This window comes from Vibrio sp. OPT20, assembly GCF_963889365.1.
GTDB classification, from domain to species: domain Bacteria; phylum Pseudomonadota; class Gammaproteobacteria; order Enterobacterales; family Vibrionaceae; genus Vibrio; species Vibrio splendidus.
The window spans coordinates 140054-158440 of the sequence record NZ_CAWPOA010000101.1; the positions used below are offsets into that span (position 1 = coordinate 140054).

14 protein-coding genes are annotated in these 18387 nt (G+C 45.6%); 13 read left to right on the plus strand and 1 reads right to left on the minus strand.

Going from position 1 to position 18387, the window contains the following annotated elements; translation table 11 throughout:
• Positions 1 to 154 precede the first annotated feature (154 nt).
• The 13 genes from AACR09_RS20620 (at position 155) to AACR09_RS20680 (ending at position 18114) form a co-directional block, all read left to right on the plus strand.
• Complete coding sequence (locus AACR09_RS20620; RefSeq protein ID WP_193835609.1) at positions 155 to 1666, plus strand: sigma-54-dependent transcriptional regulator; 1512 nt, start codon at positions 155 to 157, stop codon at positions 1664 to 1666.
• The gene (locus tag AACR09_RS20625) at positions 1647 to 2771 is read left to right on the plus strand and encodes a glycosyltransferase family 4 protein (RefSeq protein WP_193835610.1); all 1125 of its coding nucleotides are present in this window, start codon (positions 1647 to 1649) and stop codon (positions 2769 to 2771) included. The genes AACR09_RS20620 and AACR09_RS20625 overlap by 20 nt, the downstream gene beginning before the upstream one ends.
• A gap of 250 nt (positions 2772 to 3021) precedes the next feature.
• The gene (locus AACR09_RS20630) at positions 3022 to 4398 is read left to right on the plus strand and encodes an O-antigen ligase family protein (RefSeq protein WP_102561943.1); all 1377 of its coding nucleotides are present in this window, start codon (positions 3022 to 3024) and stop codon (positions 4396 to 4398) included.
• Between the two features lie 92 nt (positions 4399 to 4490).
• Positions 4491 to 5276 carry an acyltransferase gene (locus tag AACR09_RS20635; RefSeq protein WP_193835611.1) on the plus strand — a complete coding sequence of 262 codons (786 nt, stop codon included), beginning with the start codon at positions 4491 to 4493 and terminating at the stop codon, positions 5274 to 5276.
• On the plus strand, positions 5269 to 6387 hold the full coding sequence (locus AACR09_RS20640; protein ID WP_193835612.1) for a glycosyltransferase: 1119 nt from the start codon (positions 5269 to 5271) through the stop codon (positions 6385 to 6387). Before AACR09_RS20635 ends, AACR09_RS20640 begins: the two co-directional genes overlap by 8 nt.
• Positions 6384 to 7808: a GumC family protein gene (locus tag AACR09_RS20645; RefSeq protein WP_193835613.1), complete on the plus strand. Its 1425-nt coding sequence runs from the start codon at positions 6384 to 6386 to the stop codon at positions 7806 to 7808. The genes AACR09_RS20640 and AACR09_RS20645 overlap by 4 nt, the downstream gene beginning before the upstream one ends.
• A 383-nt stretch (positions 7809 to 8191) precedes the next feature.
• Positions 8192 to 9292, plus strand: coding sequence for a glycosyltransferase (locus AACR09_RS20650; RefSeq protein ID WP_193835614.1), 1101 nt, complete (start codon positions 8192 to 8194; stop codon positions 9290 to 9292).
• Positions 9289 to 10476 (plus strand): glycosyltransferase family 2 protein, encoded by a 1188-nt coding sequence (locus tag AACR09_RS20655; protein WP_102573093.1) that lies wholly within the window; start codon positions 9289 to 9291, stop codon positions 10474 to 10476. Before AACR09_RS20650 ends, AACR09_RS20655 begins: the two co-directional genes overlap by 4 nt.
• Before the next feature lie 9 nt (positions 10477 to 10485).
• Entirely contained in the window at positions 10486 to 11145 is a 660-nt protein-coding gene (locus tag AACR09_RS20660; protein WP_017077278.1) for a sugar transferase, read from the plus strand.
• A gap of 216 nt (positions 11146 to 11361) precedes the next feature.
• The gene (locus AACR09_RS20665; RefSeq protein WP_102500487.1) at positions 11362 to 12240 is read left to right on the plus strand and encodes a LysR family transcriptional regulator; all 879 of its coding nucleotides are present in this window, start codon (positions 11362 to 11364) and stop codon (positions 12238 to 12240) included.
• Positions 12241 to 12339: 99 nt separating this feature from the next.
• Positions 12340 to 13473, plus strand: a complete 1134-nt coding sequence (locus tag AACR09_RS20670; RefSeq protein ID WP_017091047.1) for an efflux RND transporter periplasmic adaptor subunit — start codon at positions 12340 to 12342, stop codon at positions 13471 to 13473.
• A 10-nt stretch (positions 13474 to 13483) separates the two neighbouring features.
• Positions 13484 to 16603, plus strand: a complete 3120-nt coding sequence (locus AACR09_RS20675; protein WP_193835693.1) for an efflux RND transporter permease subunit — start codon at positions 13484 to 13486, stop codon at positions 16601 to 16603.
• A gap of 2 nt (positions 16604 to 16605) precedes the next feature.
• Complete coding sequence (locus AACR09_RS20680) at positions 16606 to 18114, plus strand: efflux transporter outer membrane subunit (protein ID WP_193835615.1); 1509 nt, start codon at positions 16606 to 16608, stop codon at positions 18112 to 18114.
• A 124-nt stretch (positions 18115 to 18238) separates the two neighbouring features.
• On the opposite strand, the gene AACR09_RS20685 is transcribed toward AACR09_RS20680, so the two are convergent.
• Positions 18239 to 18387: DUF6434 domain-containing protein (locus AACR09_RS20685; protein WP_228010812.1), on the minus strand; the 149-nt coding region annotated here is incomplete at its 5' end.

Below are 18387 nucleotides of genomic sequence, written 5' to 3' on the forward strand. Positions count from 1 at the left end.
AGGCACTCCGGCGTGACCAACAACGCGAGAAAGTACACCTATCGTTTCTTAAGAGATTGCATGCGGTAGATAACAAATACACAAGTCTCGTATTGATGGATACATACCACTATGTTATTGATTGGTTAGGATAAAGTTTCAAAAGGAATACACAATGCGCCCTAAGGTATTGTTAGTTGAAGACTCCACCTCACTCGCCGTACTCTACAAGCAGTACGTAAAAGACGAGCCCTACGATATTTTCCACGTCGAAACCGGCGCGGAAGCTAAGATCTTCATTGAAAGGCACTCTCCACAGCTTGTTATTCTCGATCTTAAGCTGCCCGACATGCCAGGCGAAGAAGTCTTAGATTGGATAAGTGCGAACGAAATACCGACCGCCGTCATCATCGCGACAGCACATGGCTCAGTTAATATTGCTGTAGACCTCATCCAGCGCGGTGCGGAAGACTTCTTGGAAAAGCCAATTCAAGCCGATCGACTTAAGACCTCTGTCCGTTTGCATTTAAAACGAGCTAAGCTAGAGAACCTCGTTGATGACATGCAAAGCAAGTTCGATCGTGACCGCTTTCATAATTTCATTGGCTCTTGCCTACCTATGCAGGCGGTTTACAAGATCATTGATTCTGTCGCGCCAACCACTGCCAGCGTGTTTATTAATGGTGAAAGTGGTACAGGTAAAGAAGTGTGTGCAGAAGCGATTCATCAAGAGAGTCAACGTAACGGTAAGCCCTTCGTTGCGATTAACTGTGGTGCTATCCCTCGAGACCTAATGGAGAGTGAAATCTTTGGTCACGTTAAAGGTGCATTTACCGGAGCAACAGCCGACCGTAAAGGTGCAGCAATGCAAGCGCATGGCGGTACCCTATTTCTCGATGAGCTTTGTGAAATGGAACTGGAGATGCAAAAGAAGCTCCTTAGATTTTTGCAAACCGGTACGTTTACTCCACTCGGTGGCAACCGCGAGATTAAAGTTGATGTCAGAATTATCTGTGCGACCAACCGCGACCCACTGGTTGAGGTAGAAGAAGGACGTTTTAGAGAAGACCTTTACTATCGTGTTCACGTCGTGCCTATCGAGATGCCACCGCTTCGTGAACGAGGAGGTGACATTGTCACCCTTTGTAATCACTTCTTAAAGCTGTACGCGAAGCAAGACAAGAAGAAGTTCAAATCAATAGACAAAGAAACGCAGAATCTACTTAAACGTTATGCGTGGCCAGGCAACGTGCGTCAGCTGCAAAACATCATCCGTAACATCGTGGTGTTGAACAATGAAACAAGCGTGACCAAAGACATGTTACCGCCTCCGATTAATAAAATAGACGCAGCTCCAACCTCGAAATCAGTGACACCAATTCGAGTAGCGGCGCCCCAATCTGTTGTTGTGGAAGCACCCGAAACTAAGTTGCCACCGATTACTCCTGAAGAGTTGGAGCAATCGTCAGTTGTTCCCGCTAACAACGACCCGATGACGCCCACATTTACAACAAGCGAAGGTGCTATTCGTCCAATGTGGCAAATAGAGCGCGAAGCCATTCAACACGCGATCAATCATTGCGATGGGAATGTGCTAAACGCTGCTGTGTTGTTAGAACTTAGCCCTTCTACCGTTTACCGTAAGAAGCAGGCTTGGGAATCAGAAGATGAGTGCAATCAAGCCTAGCCAAGGTGCACTCAACGTAAACCTTCATGAAATTTGGCTGTTGATCGACAGCCAAACTTTTGGAGGTATAGAAACGCATGTTTTAGAATTAGCACAAGGCCTGATTTCTGAAAGCGGTCAGTATTCAGATGCTGTTCGAATCGTTCTTTTGACTCAGTTTAATCCTGAAGCGATCATCGTTGAAAAGTTGAATACGCTGAACATCCCTTTTAGTTACCTCTCCGATTTAGCCTTATGCTGTTCAGGTTCAAGCGGCAATAGCGCGACACAGCTTAAACGTGCAGTTCAACATTATCAGCCAAGGCTTATCCATGCTCATGGTTACAAAGCCAGTTTGGTCAGTAAACTCATCAAGCTCCCACCGTGTTTTAACAACACCAAACAAATCACCACTTATCACGCAGGTGAAACCCCAACAGGCAAAGTATGGCTTTATGACTGGCTCGATCGTTACAGCAGCTTTCTTTCTGATCAGTCGCTCGTGGTCAGTGAGAAGATTAAAGCGAAAGTACCGAGTAAAACCCATCAATTGAATAACTTCGTTAAAGTCCCAACCGGGTTAACCCCCCTCCCTTCATCAAGCCCATTCCATGTTGGTTTTGTGGGCCGATTAAGCCATGAAAAAGCGCCTGATCGATTTGTCGCATTAGCCAAACAGTTTCCTAATGTTAGGTTTGAGCTTTTTGGTGACGGACCAGAAATGGACGTCTTAGCTAAATCGCAGCCTGATAATGTTACCTTTCATGGGCATCAGACCAATATGGACGACGTCTGGAGCCAAATCGATTTGTTAATCATCCCTTCCCGCTTTGAAGGCTTACCTATGGCGGCATTAGAAGCCATGATTCGCGGCATTCCCGTTCTCGCTACCTCAGTTGGTAACTTGCCTAAGCTCATCGTGCACCAAGTTAATGGCTACCTCGCCAATTCAGAATCTGATTCAGAAACAGCGTTAGTACTAGAACAGCATTTATCCTCGTGGATGTCATTGACGAGCGAGCAACGTGACTCTCTCAAGAGTAACGCGATAGAAACCGTGAAAGACCAATACTCGCCACAAGCTGTTGTCCCGCAGTTGTTGGAAATCTATCAACTCGACCGTTAATACTCGTCTTAATAGGTAACTGGTTATTTTAGCTGGATAGCTTAGCCGTTCTAGTCAGTCTTATACTGATTCTCAAAATGACAAAACTCACCTCAAGGCAACGCCCTCACTTAATAATCCAACAGTAAATCAGTTAGTTAAACAAAATGCATAACTGGCACTCGCTTTGCAATATTTAACATTAGGTGTAACTACGTCTCAAAAGATTGCGAGCGAGTCATTAAGAGTTTATTTGCGAATAGAGGTCACAATGGTCAACCCTGAAGCCAATAGATTGCCAGTCATCATCACGATCAGCGCCTTGTGTGTCGGGCTCGGTATTGTCTGGTACTTCGTGCCGCATCCCGCTGTTATTGTTGCGCTCGCTCTTGTGCCATTGGCCGGATTATTCGTGTTAAACAAGACATTCTGGCTAGTCCTATTGTTCGTTGTCTTTTCATTTTTCCGAATTCACGAAGCCATACCTCAACTCTATTCGCTTAAAATACCGCTGATGCTTTCATTAGGCGCTCTGTCAGCTCTGCTCTGGCATGTATTAATCAGCAAAGAGCTTAAAATCTTCTGGCACCCTTGTTTAAATTGGCTCGCCATTTTTTGGGTATTGGTTTTTATTGGTATTATCTTCGCGTCTAACAGGCCCATAGCACTTGCAGAATTCAAAGGCGTTTATTGGAAAATCATCGTGATGACGCTTGCGATTACTTGGCTAGTAAACACCACGGAAAACCTCGCAAAAACCGCGATGACGATTATCTACGCGGGCGCTTTAGTCAGCTCTATTGCCGTGTATAACTCAGTAAATGGTATTGGGCTTGTTGAAGGCTCACGCGTGACTATTGGCCGCGATTTTGGCTCTATGTTAGGCGACCCGAATGATCTAGCACTGGTACTGATGTTCCCACTCGCCTTTACGATAAGCCAAGCCACCACGACTGGCATCTCACGATCCAAACGTTTAATTAGTGGGTTAGTCTGTTTGTTGCTGCTCGCCGCCATTATTGCCACTCAAAGCCGTGGCGGATTACTGGGTTGTATTGCGGTGATTGGTATTTTTGCGTGGAAACTAGTGCGCTCTAAAGTTCTCTTAATCTCCGTAGGAACTGTCGTGGCCGTAGTGCTCTACTTGGTTGCTGGGATCTCAGACAGATCTTCTGGTGGTGCCGCTGAACAAGGTATCGATGAATCTGCAATGGGCCGAATCTATGCATGGGAAGCGGCAGTAAAAATGGCAGTTGAGAATCCACTGACAGGCGTAGGGTTGAACAACTTCTTCTCGAACTACTTCTTTTATAGTTCGCACTGGGACGGACTGAATCACGCCGTTCACAGTACTTGGTTTGGTGTGCTCGCTGAAACTGGCTTTCTAGGGTTGATTATCTTTCTGATATTGATTGGCTCACTTATCAAAACAATACGCTCGACACTCAAACAGCTTTCAGAGACGACCAACGCAATCGACCCAAATCTCAATGCCGCGGCTTACGCCGTATATGCTGGGTTAATTGGCACCATCGTCTCGGGTACCTTCCTAACACAAGGCTTCAACTGGCCTATCTATATTCTTTCCGCATTGATTGTTGCTGTTGCGAATGTATCTCATACTGCCTGTCAAAATGAGAAAATCTAAAAGTAAATTTGTAACACATTGAAAATAATCAACTTATTAAATGGCACAATATATGAAAGTACTTCTATATAACAAAAAAGAGGATTTTCATTATGACGTCAGTATCTATACATCAATTCAAACATTGGCTTAAGTTTCACCCTAATTCTCGAATTAGAAATGTGTTTTTCATTTTGAAAGACATCAGAAGCGCAGAGCTACCTACCCCTCAAGTACTTAATCGCTGCCTATATCAAGCGCACAAGCTAGTGGTGAATTTTGTTTCTGGCTTTACGCGATTCTTCTACTGGACTCCGGCTTTCAAAGGTCGTGTCGCTCAATGTGGCAAACGCCTGTATTTATACGGTGGCCTCCCTTTCGTGAGCGGTCCGGTACAAATTACGATTGGCGATAACTGCCGTATCTCTGGCCACACTACATTCTCTGGTTGTACCCAACCACTTGAAGGCTTGGAACACCCACTACTGTCGATTGGCAACAATGTAGACATCGGTTGGCAATCGACCATCGCTGTTGGCGGTAAAGTCGTTATTTCTGACAACGTACGCATCGCTGGCGGCGCTTTCCTGTTTGGATACTCTGGACACCCGCTTGATGCAAAACGTCGAGCACTAGGTGAAGGCGATGACCCTCAGCAAATCGGCGACATCATTCTTGAACAAGATGTATGGCTAGGCACCAATGTTACCGTTAAAGGTGGCGTAACCATCGGCGAAGGTGCCGTAATAGCCGCAGGCAGCGTGGTAACAAAGAACATCCCTGCCTTCGCAATCGCAGGCGGTAACCCTGCTCGAGTTGTCGGTCAGATTAAATCCGTTGAAGTGACAGAATCCGATGTATTCGACTCGTTAGAGACTCATGGAGGCGACCATGCGTGATTTAATCGTATTTGGTGAAGACTTTGGTGGCCTACCTTCATCGACTCAACATTTAATTCGCCACCTTGCTAAGCAACACAAAGTCTTATGGGTCAACTCTATTGGCTTAAGACAACCGAAGCTGTCCGCCAAAGATGTAAGCCGAGCGTTCAACAAGTTGTTTGGTAAAACCAAGGCCGTTACTCAAAACATGCTCGACTCTGAGGGGCACGACAACATTACTATCGTTAACTTAAAGACAATCCCTGCGCCTGCTTCAAAGTTTTCTAGAAAGCTGGCTCAGCAAATGATGTTGCACCAACTAAAACCGGTTATTGCGGAGCTTAATCTTAACGAGCCTATCCTATGGACTTCCCTTCCTACCGCTGTTGATTTATGCGGACACTTAGGCGAGTCAGCGGTTGTTTATTACTGCGGGGATGACTTTAGCGCGCTCGCGGGCGTTGACCACAAAACTGTCGCACAGCATGAATTGGAATTGATTGAAAAATCAGATCTGGTCTTCGCTGCTAGTGAAAAGCTTATGGACAAATTCCCTAATGAGAAAGCTCAACTCTTACCACATGGTGTCGATGTCGGGCTATTTTCTACACCAGTTCCAAGAGCACACGACTTGCCAAGCAACCACCGCCCGATTGCAGGCTTTTACGGCAGCTTATCTCAATGGCTGGATTACGACATGGTCAAACATGTGGCGACAGCAATGCCGGAATGGGACTTTGTATTCATCGGCCCTAATGAGCTTGATACATTGTCGTTGCCTAACCTCGATAATGTTCATTACTTGGGGCCTCGCCCACATCACACGTTGCCAAGCTATTCACAACACTGGGATGTGAGCCTATTACCTTTCGTTGATAACGAACAGATCCGAGCATGCAGTCCATTAAAGCTGATGGAATACCTTGCCGCGGGAACTCCTATCGTGACCACCCCTTTTCCTGCAATGGTTCCTTATAAGAACCACGTTACGTCCGTTGAAAATGCACAACAGATGGTCGAAGCTCTCGAGCAAAGCCGTCACCTTGAAAACTCGCCAGTCTCTGTTGTCTCTAAAGACAGCTGGCAGAACCGTGGTAACTTCGTACATTGGATGTTGGAGCTATTATGAATAATCTGAAATTGCGGTTATTAGTCATCATCAATGCCATGTGGCGCCAACGCTACGTTATTGTTCTACCAATCCTTATTTTGCCCTTTGTAGGTTTTGGTGTGAGCAAGTTGGCTCCGACTAAATATGACGCGCATACCAGTATGTTGATTCAAGAAACGGCCAAAATGAATCCATTCTTGGAAGACATCGCCGTTTCTACCATGCTCAAAGACCGCCTTAACGCGTTGAGAACACTACTTCATAGTCGACATGTTCTTTATTCAGTCGCTGATGAACTGCAATTAACCACACCCGATATGCCTGAAATTGAGAAACAAGAGATCATTACTGACCTATCTCAACGTCTCACGGTGACTCAGCTTGGAAAAGATTTTCTAAAAATTAGCTTAAGCTCAAACACACCAGATGGAATGGAAGCGACGCTTCGTTCGGTAAGTGAACATTTTATTGAGCAACTGTTAGCACCAGAACGTTCTTCGATTGAAGACTCGAGCAACTTCTTGAAGATTCATATAGATAAGCGCAGTGCTGAACTTGAAGTAGCAGAAGAAGCCCTTGCCTTATACATGAATGAGAATGTTCATTCGACGCCTGAGGTACAGAGCCAAAGTTTGAATCGCTTAGCTTCACTCAAACAAACACTGGCGGAAAAAGAAGCCGAGTTATCCGGTGTTGAAAAAAGCTTAGGGTCAATCGATCAACAGCTTTCAAAAACCAACCCCGTGATAGGTCGAATAGAAGATCAGATCATCGACATTCGTAGTGAACTGACTCTACTTCAAGCCAAATACACAAACAAACACAGTGCCGTACAAGCTAAAGTTCGTGAACTAGATAGACTTGAAAATGAGAGAAAGAGTTTACTCGATGTAACTCAACCTACGATGAACAGCGACCAGCTTTGGGACATTGCAAGTAGCACGACACTGAACAAACTGTCGGATACCCAACCTCTTTTAGTCACCCAACTACACAGTTTACAACTTGTTCGTGCTCGCTTTGAGTCTTTAACTGAAGAAACGAAAAGCCTTCGTACTATGATTTTCGAATTAGAACACAAGGCGAATAACTTCGGTGAAAATGCAAAAGAGATGTATCGCCTTAAACGCCAAGTTGAAATCAAGCGTCAGCTATACGATGAACTGACAGAGCGTTATGAAATGGCTCAGCTAACAGGTTCACTTGGCGTATTCGAGCAAAACAAACGTGTGAAGATTATCGATTTGCCCTTCACGCCTAGCATGAAATCTAACATGCCGACTTTTATCTTTATCTTGGCTGGGTTTGTTGCGGGTATTGGATTGGGTATTGGTTTAGCGGTATTGTTCGAGCTGTTTGACTCTTCAATCAAACGCAAAGACGAAATCGAAGATATCTTGGGTGTCCCTGTGATAACGGTGATCCCTAAAATGAGCTAGTCAGCCTCAAAGCCATTTTTAACTTGCTAGCTTCTTAGCTTTCTAGTTTCCTAGCTTCGTGCTTCCTGGCTCTCTAGTTTCCAAGTACTAAACGCCAACACTCGGTTGGCGTTTTGCTTTTATAAAGCCCCAATTATTAATCCCACTTTCAATTTCCCCAAGCACCACGATTCAAATAGCCCTTCACTCGTATCCTGTTTTGATTCCCATTTTGAGAAACGAAAATCGCCCTCGAACCACTCGTCATAAGCCACTGAAATATAATAATTATTTAATTGGCACAACTCCTGCAATCTCCTTGTGTAGTCAAACGTTTTAAAGAAGTTACTTCAAGAGAAACGTCAGAAAAGCGAAACAAGAATTATAAAGGCAGGGTCCAAATTATGAATAACCAGATAACAAAGCATGGCAAGAAGATCATACACGTTGTTCAACACCTTGCCCCAGGCGGATTAGAAACCCTAACGTTAGATTTGCTGCGCCTTGCTAAACCAACAGACCAAGTGTTGATCGTCAGTTTAGAAGGCACAAAAGCAGAATCAATCGCAAACTGGCCGAAGCTGAAGCCTTACCACAACCAAATCGTGTTTTTAGATAAAGAGCCCGGTGTTCAATTCAACATCATCATAAAACTCATCAAAGCATTTAGAGGAATTCGCCCTGATGTTGTTCATACCCATCACATTGGCCCACTGCTCTACGCGGGTTACGCTGCCCGTGTATCAGGGGTTCCTACTCGAATTCATACCGAGCATGATGCTTGGCATTTGAAAAATAACAAACGTCGTCGCCTACAAGCATTAGCACTTAAAGCCGCTCAGCCAACTTTGGTGGCCGATGCAACCCGTGTTTACAACCAACTGCGCTCTGCCTTTTCATACAACAACATCATCACGATTAAAAACGGTGTGGATTGCGAGAAGTTCAAACCGATGTCAAAAGTAGACGCGAGAGCAACACTCGATCTACCAACCGATAAACACATCGTAGGTTGTGCGGGACGTTTAGAACACGTGAAAGGTCAAGACCAACTGATTAAAGCGCTTACCTTACTTCCTACTAACACCGTTGTCGCATTGGCTGGTGATGGTTCAAAACGCAAGCAACTGGAACAACTCACTGACCGCTTGAATTTGAGCGACCGTGTGACCTTTCTTGGCCTAATTGAAGACATGACTTCCTTTTACGGCGCGTTAGACACCTTCTGTCTACCTTCTCGTCATGAGGGGCTGCCACTTTCTACACTAGAAGCTCAGGCGTGCAACATCCCTACCGTCGCGATGAATGTAGGAGCTGTCGATGAAACCTTATGTCCAGTCAGCGGCGCCCTCGTCAAAAACGGCAGCATTGTGGGGTTAGCTAGTGCGCTATTAGAAAAGCAAAATGAACGCTTTTTGTCACCTCGTCGTTACGTACTCGACAACTTCGACATTGTAAAAATGGTTGCCTCTTACAACGATATCTCAAAAGGAGTTTGCGCATGATCGACTGGTTGCTTGCAGGACTTTGCTTATTCTCTGGTGCGCTGATTGTCTACCATCACGCTGCCTATCCACTGTTACTGCGTTGGTATGCGAAAAGTCACCCGGCGCGTCAAATTGAAGAGAGCCATCGTTGTTATAAAGACGAACAACAAGATTGCACACTACCCACCATTACCATTCTTGTGCCAGCATTTAACGAAGAGCAGTGGATCGCCGATAAAGTTCGTAACCTTGCTTCATTAGATTACCCAAAAAAGAAGCTACAAGTGATTATTGCTTGTGATGGCTGCACTGATAACACGGTAGAAATCGCCGAAATGACGATTCAAGAAGCGATGTGCAGCGATATCTATTTCGAGATACATGACCACAAGACCAACCGAGGAAAAGTTGCGGTTATCAATGAAGAAGTGACCAATATAGAAAGCGATATCACGGCACTAAGTGATGTATCAGCCCTTATTTCATTGGATGCATTGCTTATTGCAGCCGCTCATTTTGAAAGTGACAAGGTTGGTGTGGTAAACGCAACGTATCAACTATGCCCAACGGGCAACGAAGGTGAAAACGCGTACTGGCAGTATCAAACCGCCGTTAAAGAGTCTGAGGCTTCATTAGGTTCGAGCTTGGGTTCTCATGGCGCGTTCTACTTGTTTAGAACCCATTTGTTTGAACTACTGCCTCTAAACACTATTAATGATGATTTCATCTTACCAATGCAAATTGTTAAACAAGGTTACATTGCAGAATACGAAACACAAATGGTGGCACTGGAGCTAGAAGAATCGAACCTAGAAACAGACTTCAAAAGAAGACTTCGTATTTCAGCGGGCAACATGCAACAAGCGATTCGATTGTTTGGCTTGTTCAGCCCCAAGTTCAAAGGCATCGCGTTTGCGTTCTTCTCAGGAAAAGGACTTCGCCTACTCACTCCATATTTAATGATTGTGTGCTTAGTGTGCTCAATCTTACTTAGCAACTACTTGGTATTTGAAGCACTGTTATGGGCTCAAGTTGCCGTTTATACCATTGGCGTACTTGGCTGCATCTTGCCAAAGCGTCTAGTAAACAAACCTATTTCATTAATCTCTTATTTGATAGTTGGACACTATGCCAACTTCATTGGTGGCATTCGTTACCTAATCGGACTAGAAAACTCACCTTGGACACGAGCGAATCATTAAGGACTTATTATGATGAACATTGAACAGCTATCTACTCAAAACTTATACCAATACAAAATCTCACGTGCTAAACGTACGTTTGATTTCGTAAGCTCACTAATTGCTTTGATTTTGCTAGCGCCAGTATTTCCATTGATTGCGATGGCGATAGCACTGACATCTCGCGGCCCTATTTTCTACCGCCAATTGCGTGTCGGTAAATCTACGCCAGAGAAAATGGCAATCTTTGAGATCATGAAGTTCCGTAGCATGTACGAAGATGCAGAAACGCGTTCTGGCGCAGTTTGGGCTACAGCGAATGATCCACGAATCACACCCGTTGGCCGCTTTTTGAGAAAGACACGTCTTGATGAGCTCCCTCAACTGTTCAATGTATTGAAAGGTGAAATGTCTCTAATTGGTCCACGCCCTGAACGCCCTACTTTTTACACCAAACTAGAGAACGAAATCCCTTACTTTGCTGACCGTACATACGGCGTAATGCCCGGTATCACGGGGCTTGCACAAGTGAATCAAGGTTATGACACCTGTATTGATGATGTACGTCGTAAAGTGGGCTTTGACCACAGTTACGCATTAAGCCTATGTTCGGTGAAGTCTTGGATTGCCGCAGATCTCAGCATCATTTCTAAAACTATCATTGTGATGGTCGACGGTCGAGGTCGTTAAACTGATATGGTGTGAGGCGAAAGAACAAGCTGTCTAGTCCAAGGTGAAAAATAGAGCAGTCTGTCCCATGCGAACACAAAGCCAGCTTTGATAATGATTTGTCAGCTGGCTTTTTACTGTCTTAAAACAAGCCAAACCCAAGAACGCTTCGATTTTAAAATCCAATTGGTATACGATGCCAACATACTGTTCTAAAAACGATTAAATGCCGTTGTTATGAAAATCGCAGATCTTAAGCTGTTTACCACCGTTGTCGAACTGGGTAGTTTTACTGCCGCAGCCAATGCACTTGACCTTCCCCGAGCTAACGTTAGCCGTAGAATTAACGACCTTGAGAAGTCTCTCGGCATTCAACTGTTCTTTAGAACCACAAGAAGCCTCTCCTTAACCAAATCTGGCGAGCTCTATTACAAAGAGCTGCTCAATGCGCTAAGTGCGCTCGACAAAGCGAACCATGTCGCTTCCAACCTTTCAGAGATTGCCCACGGGCAAATTAAGATTGGTCTATTGCCTGAAACCAGCGACATCATGCAGTCGACTCTTTTTAAATTCCAAGATATGTACCCTATGGTTGAGCTGGATATTCGCAACATTAGTAACGGCTTTGTCGACATGTACCGTCAAGGGTTAGACCTCGCTATGCATGGTGGTACGTTGAGCGACGCTAACGTGGTTGCTCGTAAAGTGATGGTTCTCCAACGTATTTTTGTCGCAAGCCCTGAATTTCTAGAGAAACAAGGCAAGCCCTCAAACCTAAGAGAGCTCTCCAATTACCCATTTGTTTGCTTCAGGTGGCCAAGTGGCGACATCGATAAACAATGGGACATCAAAGATCACACCATCAAAGTTGAGCCTTCGGTCGTCAGCGACAGCATTGGGTTCGTGAAAGGCGGTGTAATTCGACATAGAGGCATCGCGTTGTTACCAGAACTCTTGGTACGACAGCAACTCAAAGACGGCACCTTGATTAACCTGTTCCCCGACGAGAATCTTCAAGAAGAAGAAGCATGGCTGCTCTATCCTCAGCGTAAAGCGTTAAGCCATTCAGCACAGCTTTTGATTGATTTTTTATTACAAGAACTTCCAAAGCTATAGTTATTGTAACGAATAACGTGACAGTGTTTCACGTGCAGACTAGATTATCTAAACAAGACTGAAAGATAGAATTACTCCATAAATTGACAGGAGTAATCCATGAAGCCTATATCTCAACATTCATCTGTTTTGCAGCGTTCGTCTATCTTTCAGCAGACACCTATCTTCAAACACACAGTCATTGCACTAAGCCTAACCGCTCTGTTTGGTTGTAATGACTCTGAGGCGACGATAGCTCAAAAACAAACGCGCCCGATTCAAGTTATCCAACTTGAGCCTCTCTCTCATCAAGTTGAAAAATCGTTCACAGGCAAATTGCAGTCATCAGAAACCGCTGGCGTCGCGTTTCGTGTGCCTGGCACTATTCAAAAAATGATGGTCTCGGTTGGTGATTCAGTAAAGAAAGGCCAACCACTTGCGCAGTTAGACCCTCATGATTATCAAGTCGCGTTAGAAGAGTTACAAGCACGAGCACTCGAAGCGAAATCTGCACACAAATTAGCGAAATCCGAACTTGTACGAGTAAAACAAGCCATCGCTGATAATGCGATTGCCGATGTTAATCTAGACCGTGCAATCAGCGGTTATGAACGAAGTGAAGCGGCGGTTAAAGTCGTAGAACAGAACATACGCCGTGCGAAAGATTCGATTCGTTATACCCAACTGCTCGCACCCTTCGACGGCGTTGTAGCGGCATCGAACTTCGATCAGTTTGAACAAGTTCTGCCGGGCATTTCGGTTTTCACCATCCACAACCCTGATCAGCTTGAAGTTAAAATCCAAGTCCCAGAGAACTTGATTCATGAGTTCCAACCGAATCAAACCGCTGTTATCAATTGGTATGGCTCAGAGGAAAAGCTGATTGGGTACGCCGCTGAAATTGCCACGTCACCTCACCTTATCAAACAGACCTACGCGGTTACCTACCATGTAGAAACAACCGGCAAGTCAGTGTTACCGGGTAAAGCCGTCACTCTGACAACTCAACTTGGCGAAGCTAGCAACAATTTCTGTTTACCGTATTCAGCGTTGGTGAATCAATCTGGCATCGAGCAAGTGTTCACGGTTAAGAACGAGCAAGCTCATGGCGTAACTGTAGACGTGGTTTCAATGTCTCAAAATACCGTGTGTGTTGAATCAACGCTCAACGATGGCGATTTCGTCGTGGTAAGTGGTGCTCAGTACGTCATGGAAGGCCAACACTTCTCTGATATTCAAGTTAAGAGCCTGTAGGTAAATCATGATGAATCTAGCTGATTTTGCGATCAAACAACGCACCTTCATCCTGTTTTTCACTGCATTGAGTGTTATCGCAGGCCTGTTTTCTTACTTTGATCTTGGCAAGCTCGAAGATCCAAGCTTCACCATCAAAACGGCCGTCGTAGTAACGCTCTACCCCGGTGCTTCTGCGGAAGAAGTGGAACAGCAAGTTACTGATACCGTCGAAACTAAACTGCAAGAGATGGGGTCATTAAACCGACTTCGTTCACTGTCTCGCCCTGGCATGTCGATGGTGTTTGTCGATCTCAAAGAATCTCTTAATTCAAAAGCACTTCCTCAAGAGTGGGACTTATTGCGTCGCAAAGTCTCTGACATGAAGCTGTTATTGCCTTCGACGGCGCAGATCAGTGTAGTACAAGACGAGTTTTCTGAAGTCTACGGCATGCTTTTCTCTATCCACAGTAAGGATGCTTCGCCTGCTGAGCTAAGACGTTACGCAGAAGAACTCCAACGCAGAATTAAAACCGTCGATGGCATTAAGAAGATTGAGTTACACGGTGTTCAGCCACGTGTTGTTCACATCGACATTCCAGATGAAAGATTGGCGCAATACGGTTTATCTATCACACAAGTTTGGTCGCAGCTGAATACGCAAAACATGGCCTTCGATGCCGGTAAGTTTTCAGCAGGAACTGAACGAATCCGAGTTCAACAGTCGAGTGAGTTTGGTTCATTAGACGACATCAAAAACCTGATGATCAAAGGCGGCGTGAGTGAATTAGGAACCAGCTTAATCCGCTTAGGCGATATTGCAGACGTCACAATGGGCTACCAAGAGCCAATGATGACTGAGAACCGCTACAACGGCGTACCTGCAGTCACATTAGCGATGAGCCCAGTCACCGGCGTAAACGTGGTATCACTTGGTGATGAAATCAATCAAATCGTCAGCGATTTTCAAGCAACCCTGCCGTTAGGTGTTGATATCGCGACAGTTGCTAACCAGCCGGAAGAAGTTCAGAAATCGATCGACAACTTCGTAAGTAACTTGCTAGAGAGTGTCGCGATTGTATTCATCGTCCTGTCTATATTCATGGGACTAAAAAGCGCTACCATCGTCGGCTCAAGCTTACTGCTGACTATCTTGCTGACACTTATCTACATGAACATCGCTTCAATCGATTTACACCGAGTTTCGCTAGGTACGTTCATTCTTGCGCTTGGTATGTTGGTTGATAATGCCATTGTCATCACCGATATGATGATTGTGAAAATCAACAAAGGCATCGACCGAACCAAAGCCGCAATTGATTCTGTTAAAGAGACTGCAACACCGCTCTTTGGCGCGACAGTTATCGCTATCATGGGTGCAAGCCCTGTTATTTTTTCAAAAACCGATGCGGCTGAGTTCGCAAGCTCGGTATTCCTTATCATCGCCTCTTCACTGTTATTGTCTTGGCTCGTCGCGATGACTTTCACGGCCTTGATGTGTTGGTTCTTCATCAAGCCAACCAAGCAAGCTGACAACACCAAAGTGAGCTTATACCGTAAGAGTGTAAACTGGACGGTAGATAACCCACTCAAAGCACTGATGGGGCTTATTCCGTTGATATTAGTGACGGCATTGGCTGTGCCGAGCATCGCGGTTAACTTCATTCCACAAGCCGACAGGCCCATCCTGTTTCTAGATTACTGGCTACCGAATGGTGCCAAGGTTGAACAAACCTCAGAGGACATGAAGCGCATCGAACAGTGGTTGTTAGAACAGCCGGAAGTCGACAGTATCTCAACATACGTTGGCGCGGGTGCTCCTCGTTTCTCAGTAACCATTGAGCCAGAACCGTTTGATCCTGCTTATGGTCAGATCTTGATTAACGCGACCGATTTCCCTTCACTCAGCCCGCTGATTGCGCGTGGCGACAAATGGTTAATGGAAGAGTTTCCAAACGCCGATCCTCGCTTTAGAAGCTTAAAGCTTGCGACTTCGGATAAATTCAGTGTTGAAGCGCGTTTTTCAGGCCCAGATATCGAGGTACTGCACGGCTTATCTGAACAAGCGAAAGCTATCTTTGCTCGACACCCAGACACCAAGTACGTGCGTGACGACTGGCGTCAAAAGAGCAAAGTGCTAGAACCTGTCATCAACCAAGACAAGATGCGTCTTGCAGGCATTAACCGTGCAGATATTGCATTCGCGATGAAACGCGCGTCAGAAGGCATGCCGCTGGGTCGTATGAACTTAAACGACGAACTGGTGACGATTCAACTGCGTGGTACAGAAAGCTCTATTCAATCGCTAGAAACTTTGCCGGTACGTTCTTTATTGGGCATCCACAGCGTTCCACTAGGTCAAGTCATTGACGGGTTTGAGCTTACAAGCGAAGAGACCATGATTTGGCGTCGTGACCGAGTAAAAACCATCACAGCACAAGCTGGCGTTGGTCGCCACACCACACCTGCAGCGGTAAGAAACTCGGTTAAAGAACAAATTGAATCCATCCACCTTCCCCATGGTTACCACTTGGAATGGGGCGGCGAATATTACGACGAGCACAAAGCCGTCAGCGATATTCTTAAGCAGCTGCCTAAAGCAATGCTGTTGATGGTGATTATCTTAGTGGCGATGTTTAACGGCTTCAAACAGCCAGTCATCATCTTCACCACCCTACCGCTTGCGGCGACGGGTGCAACATTCAGCTTATTGCTGTTGGATAAACCATTCGGATTCATGGCATTGATTGGCGCGGTAACCTTGACCGGTATGATCATCAAGAACGGCATTGTATTGATGGACCAAATCGAGCTTGAACGTAAAAACGGTCGCTCACTGTCTGATGCAATCAAAGAAGCAACCGTGAACCGCACAATGGCGATCTCAATGGGTGCGCTCACCACAGCACTTGGCATGATCCCGCTGCTTAGTGACCTGCTATTTGACCAGATGGCGGCAACCATTATCGGTGGTTTGGCTGCAGCAACCGTGTTGTCTCTATTTGTAATGCCTGCGCTGTACAAGCTTTTCTATCGAACTGAAGAAAAAAAGACAGTGGCCGAAGCCATTAAAGATGCAGTAGTTGTGCTCGATGCAACGCCTCAGTCTACAAACAGCGGCACTCCAACCTCATTCAATAAGGAGCAATAAACATGTATCCATTAACTAAGTTTAAAGTGGCTCCTATTGCTCTCGCCTTGTTGCTGACAGGTTGTGCGGTTGGCCCTGATTACGATGAACCACAAACGACCATGGCTGAGACCTTCTTATATAGCCAAGGTGATGTGAACCAAGACGGAGTGAGCCAAAACGAACAGCACAATCATTGGTGGACACAGTTCAATGATCCAACGCTCAATCAGTTAGTGGCTGATGTTCAAAGCCAGAATATCCCGCTGAAACTGGCCGCTGAGCGAATCAACATGGCGAACTCATACAAAAGCGTTGTTGAATCATTCAAAGTCCCGACCATCAATGTCGGTGGTGGTTATTACAACTACCAACTGAGTGAGAACGACTCCCTACTCGGCCCGGTATTTGGCGCCTCTGATGCGGTTGAATCAGCAACGGGGATGTCGCTGCTGGAAGCGCAACACGATGGTGGGTTCTTAGGTGCAAGCATCGCATGGGAAATGGACTTGTTTGGACGTATCGATAAGCAATCCAACGCAGCAACAATTCGAGTAGAACAAGCCGAGATATTCCAATCGGGTTTGAATACCTTGATCACTGCCGATGTTATTCACAACTACCTGCAATATCGTGGCGCTCAAGAGCGAAAAGCGATCGCACTAGAGAACATTTCCGACCAAAAGCAGACTTTAGAACTGGTCACCAAAGTTGTTCGCAGCGGCTATGGCTCGGAGTTAGATCTTGCTCAAGCCAAAGCCATGCTTGCCGCGACTGAATCCATTGTTCCTCAACTTGAAATCGCAGAGCAAGTTCACAAACAACGTATGGCAGTGTTGTTAGGCGAATCACTTACGAGCGTGAACCAACGTTTAGCGGGTGAATTTACGTTACCGAGAATGAACGATGTGATTCCTACAGGCTTACCTTCTGACTTGTTAGAACAACGCCCAGACATCCGAATTGCAGAACGCGAAATGGCAGCCATTAACGAAGAACTCGGCGCAAGCATTGCCAATCGCTACCCAAAATTCTTCCTAACGGGTACGCCAGGAGTTACAGCCGGAAGTTTTGATGATCTGTTCAGTAGCGATTCATTCGGTTGGGCGGCATCTGCAGGCATCAGTTGGAATGTATTCGATGGTGGTCGAGGCGAAGCCATGGTGGAAATGAACGAAGCAAGGTTCCGTTCTGCAGCGCTTAACTACCAACACTCGGTAGACAGCGCCTTTGCAGAAGTCGATTCAAGCTTGTTTGCCTATGGCCGTAGCCGAGAAAACCAAAAGCGCATCGATGAAGCTACCCTTGCCGTTGATAATGCGGTGAACAAAGCAAAGTCGCTATACAAAGCGGGCCTAGTCGATTACTTGTCGGTGTTAGACGCACAAAGACAACAAAAAGCGATGCAAGATCGCCAAGTAGCCGCCAAGCTTCAAACCGCCAACACCACGATTGCAGTGTATAAAGCGTTAGGTGGCGATTGGAAAGTCGCTAATGAAACGCAGAGTGTTGAATTAGCCCACGTTAACTAGGCTCTCTGCTTTCAGTTCTCAGCTGAATAATGCAATAAGCGTAATAAAAAATACCGCCGTTGATTACGGCGGTATTTTTGTGAACTGGTTAGCTGGTAAATAAGTTTACCAACAAGATAATCCGTTACTTTATATCGTTACGCTTCGCCCACTCTTGTAAGGCATCACCCATAGTCAATCCTGTCGCATTGTTCATCCACTGCATAAAATCACGGTCAAATTTAAACTCTTCGCCAAGCTTGGACTTAAAATATCGACGCACGTTCTGAGTCG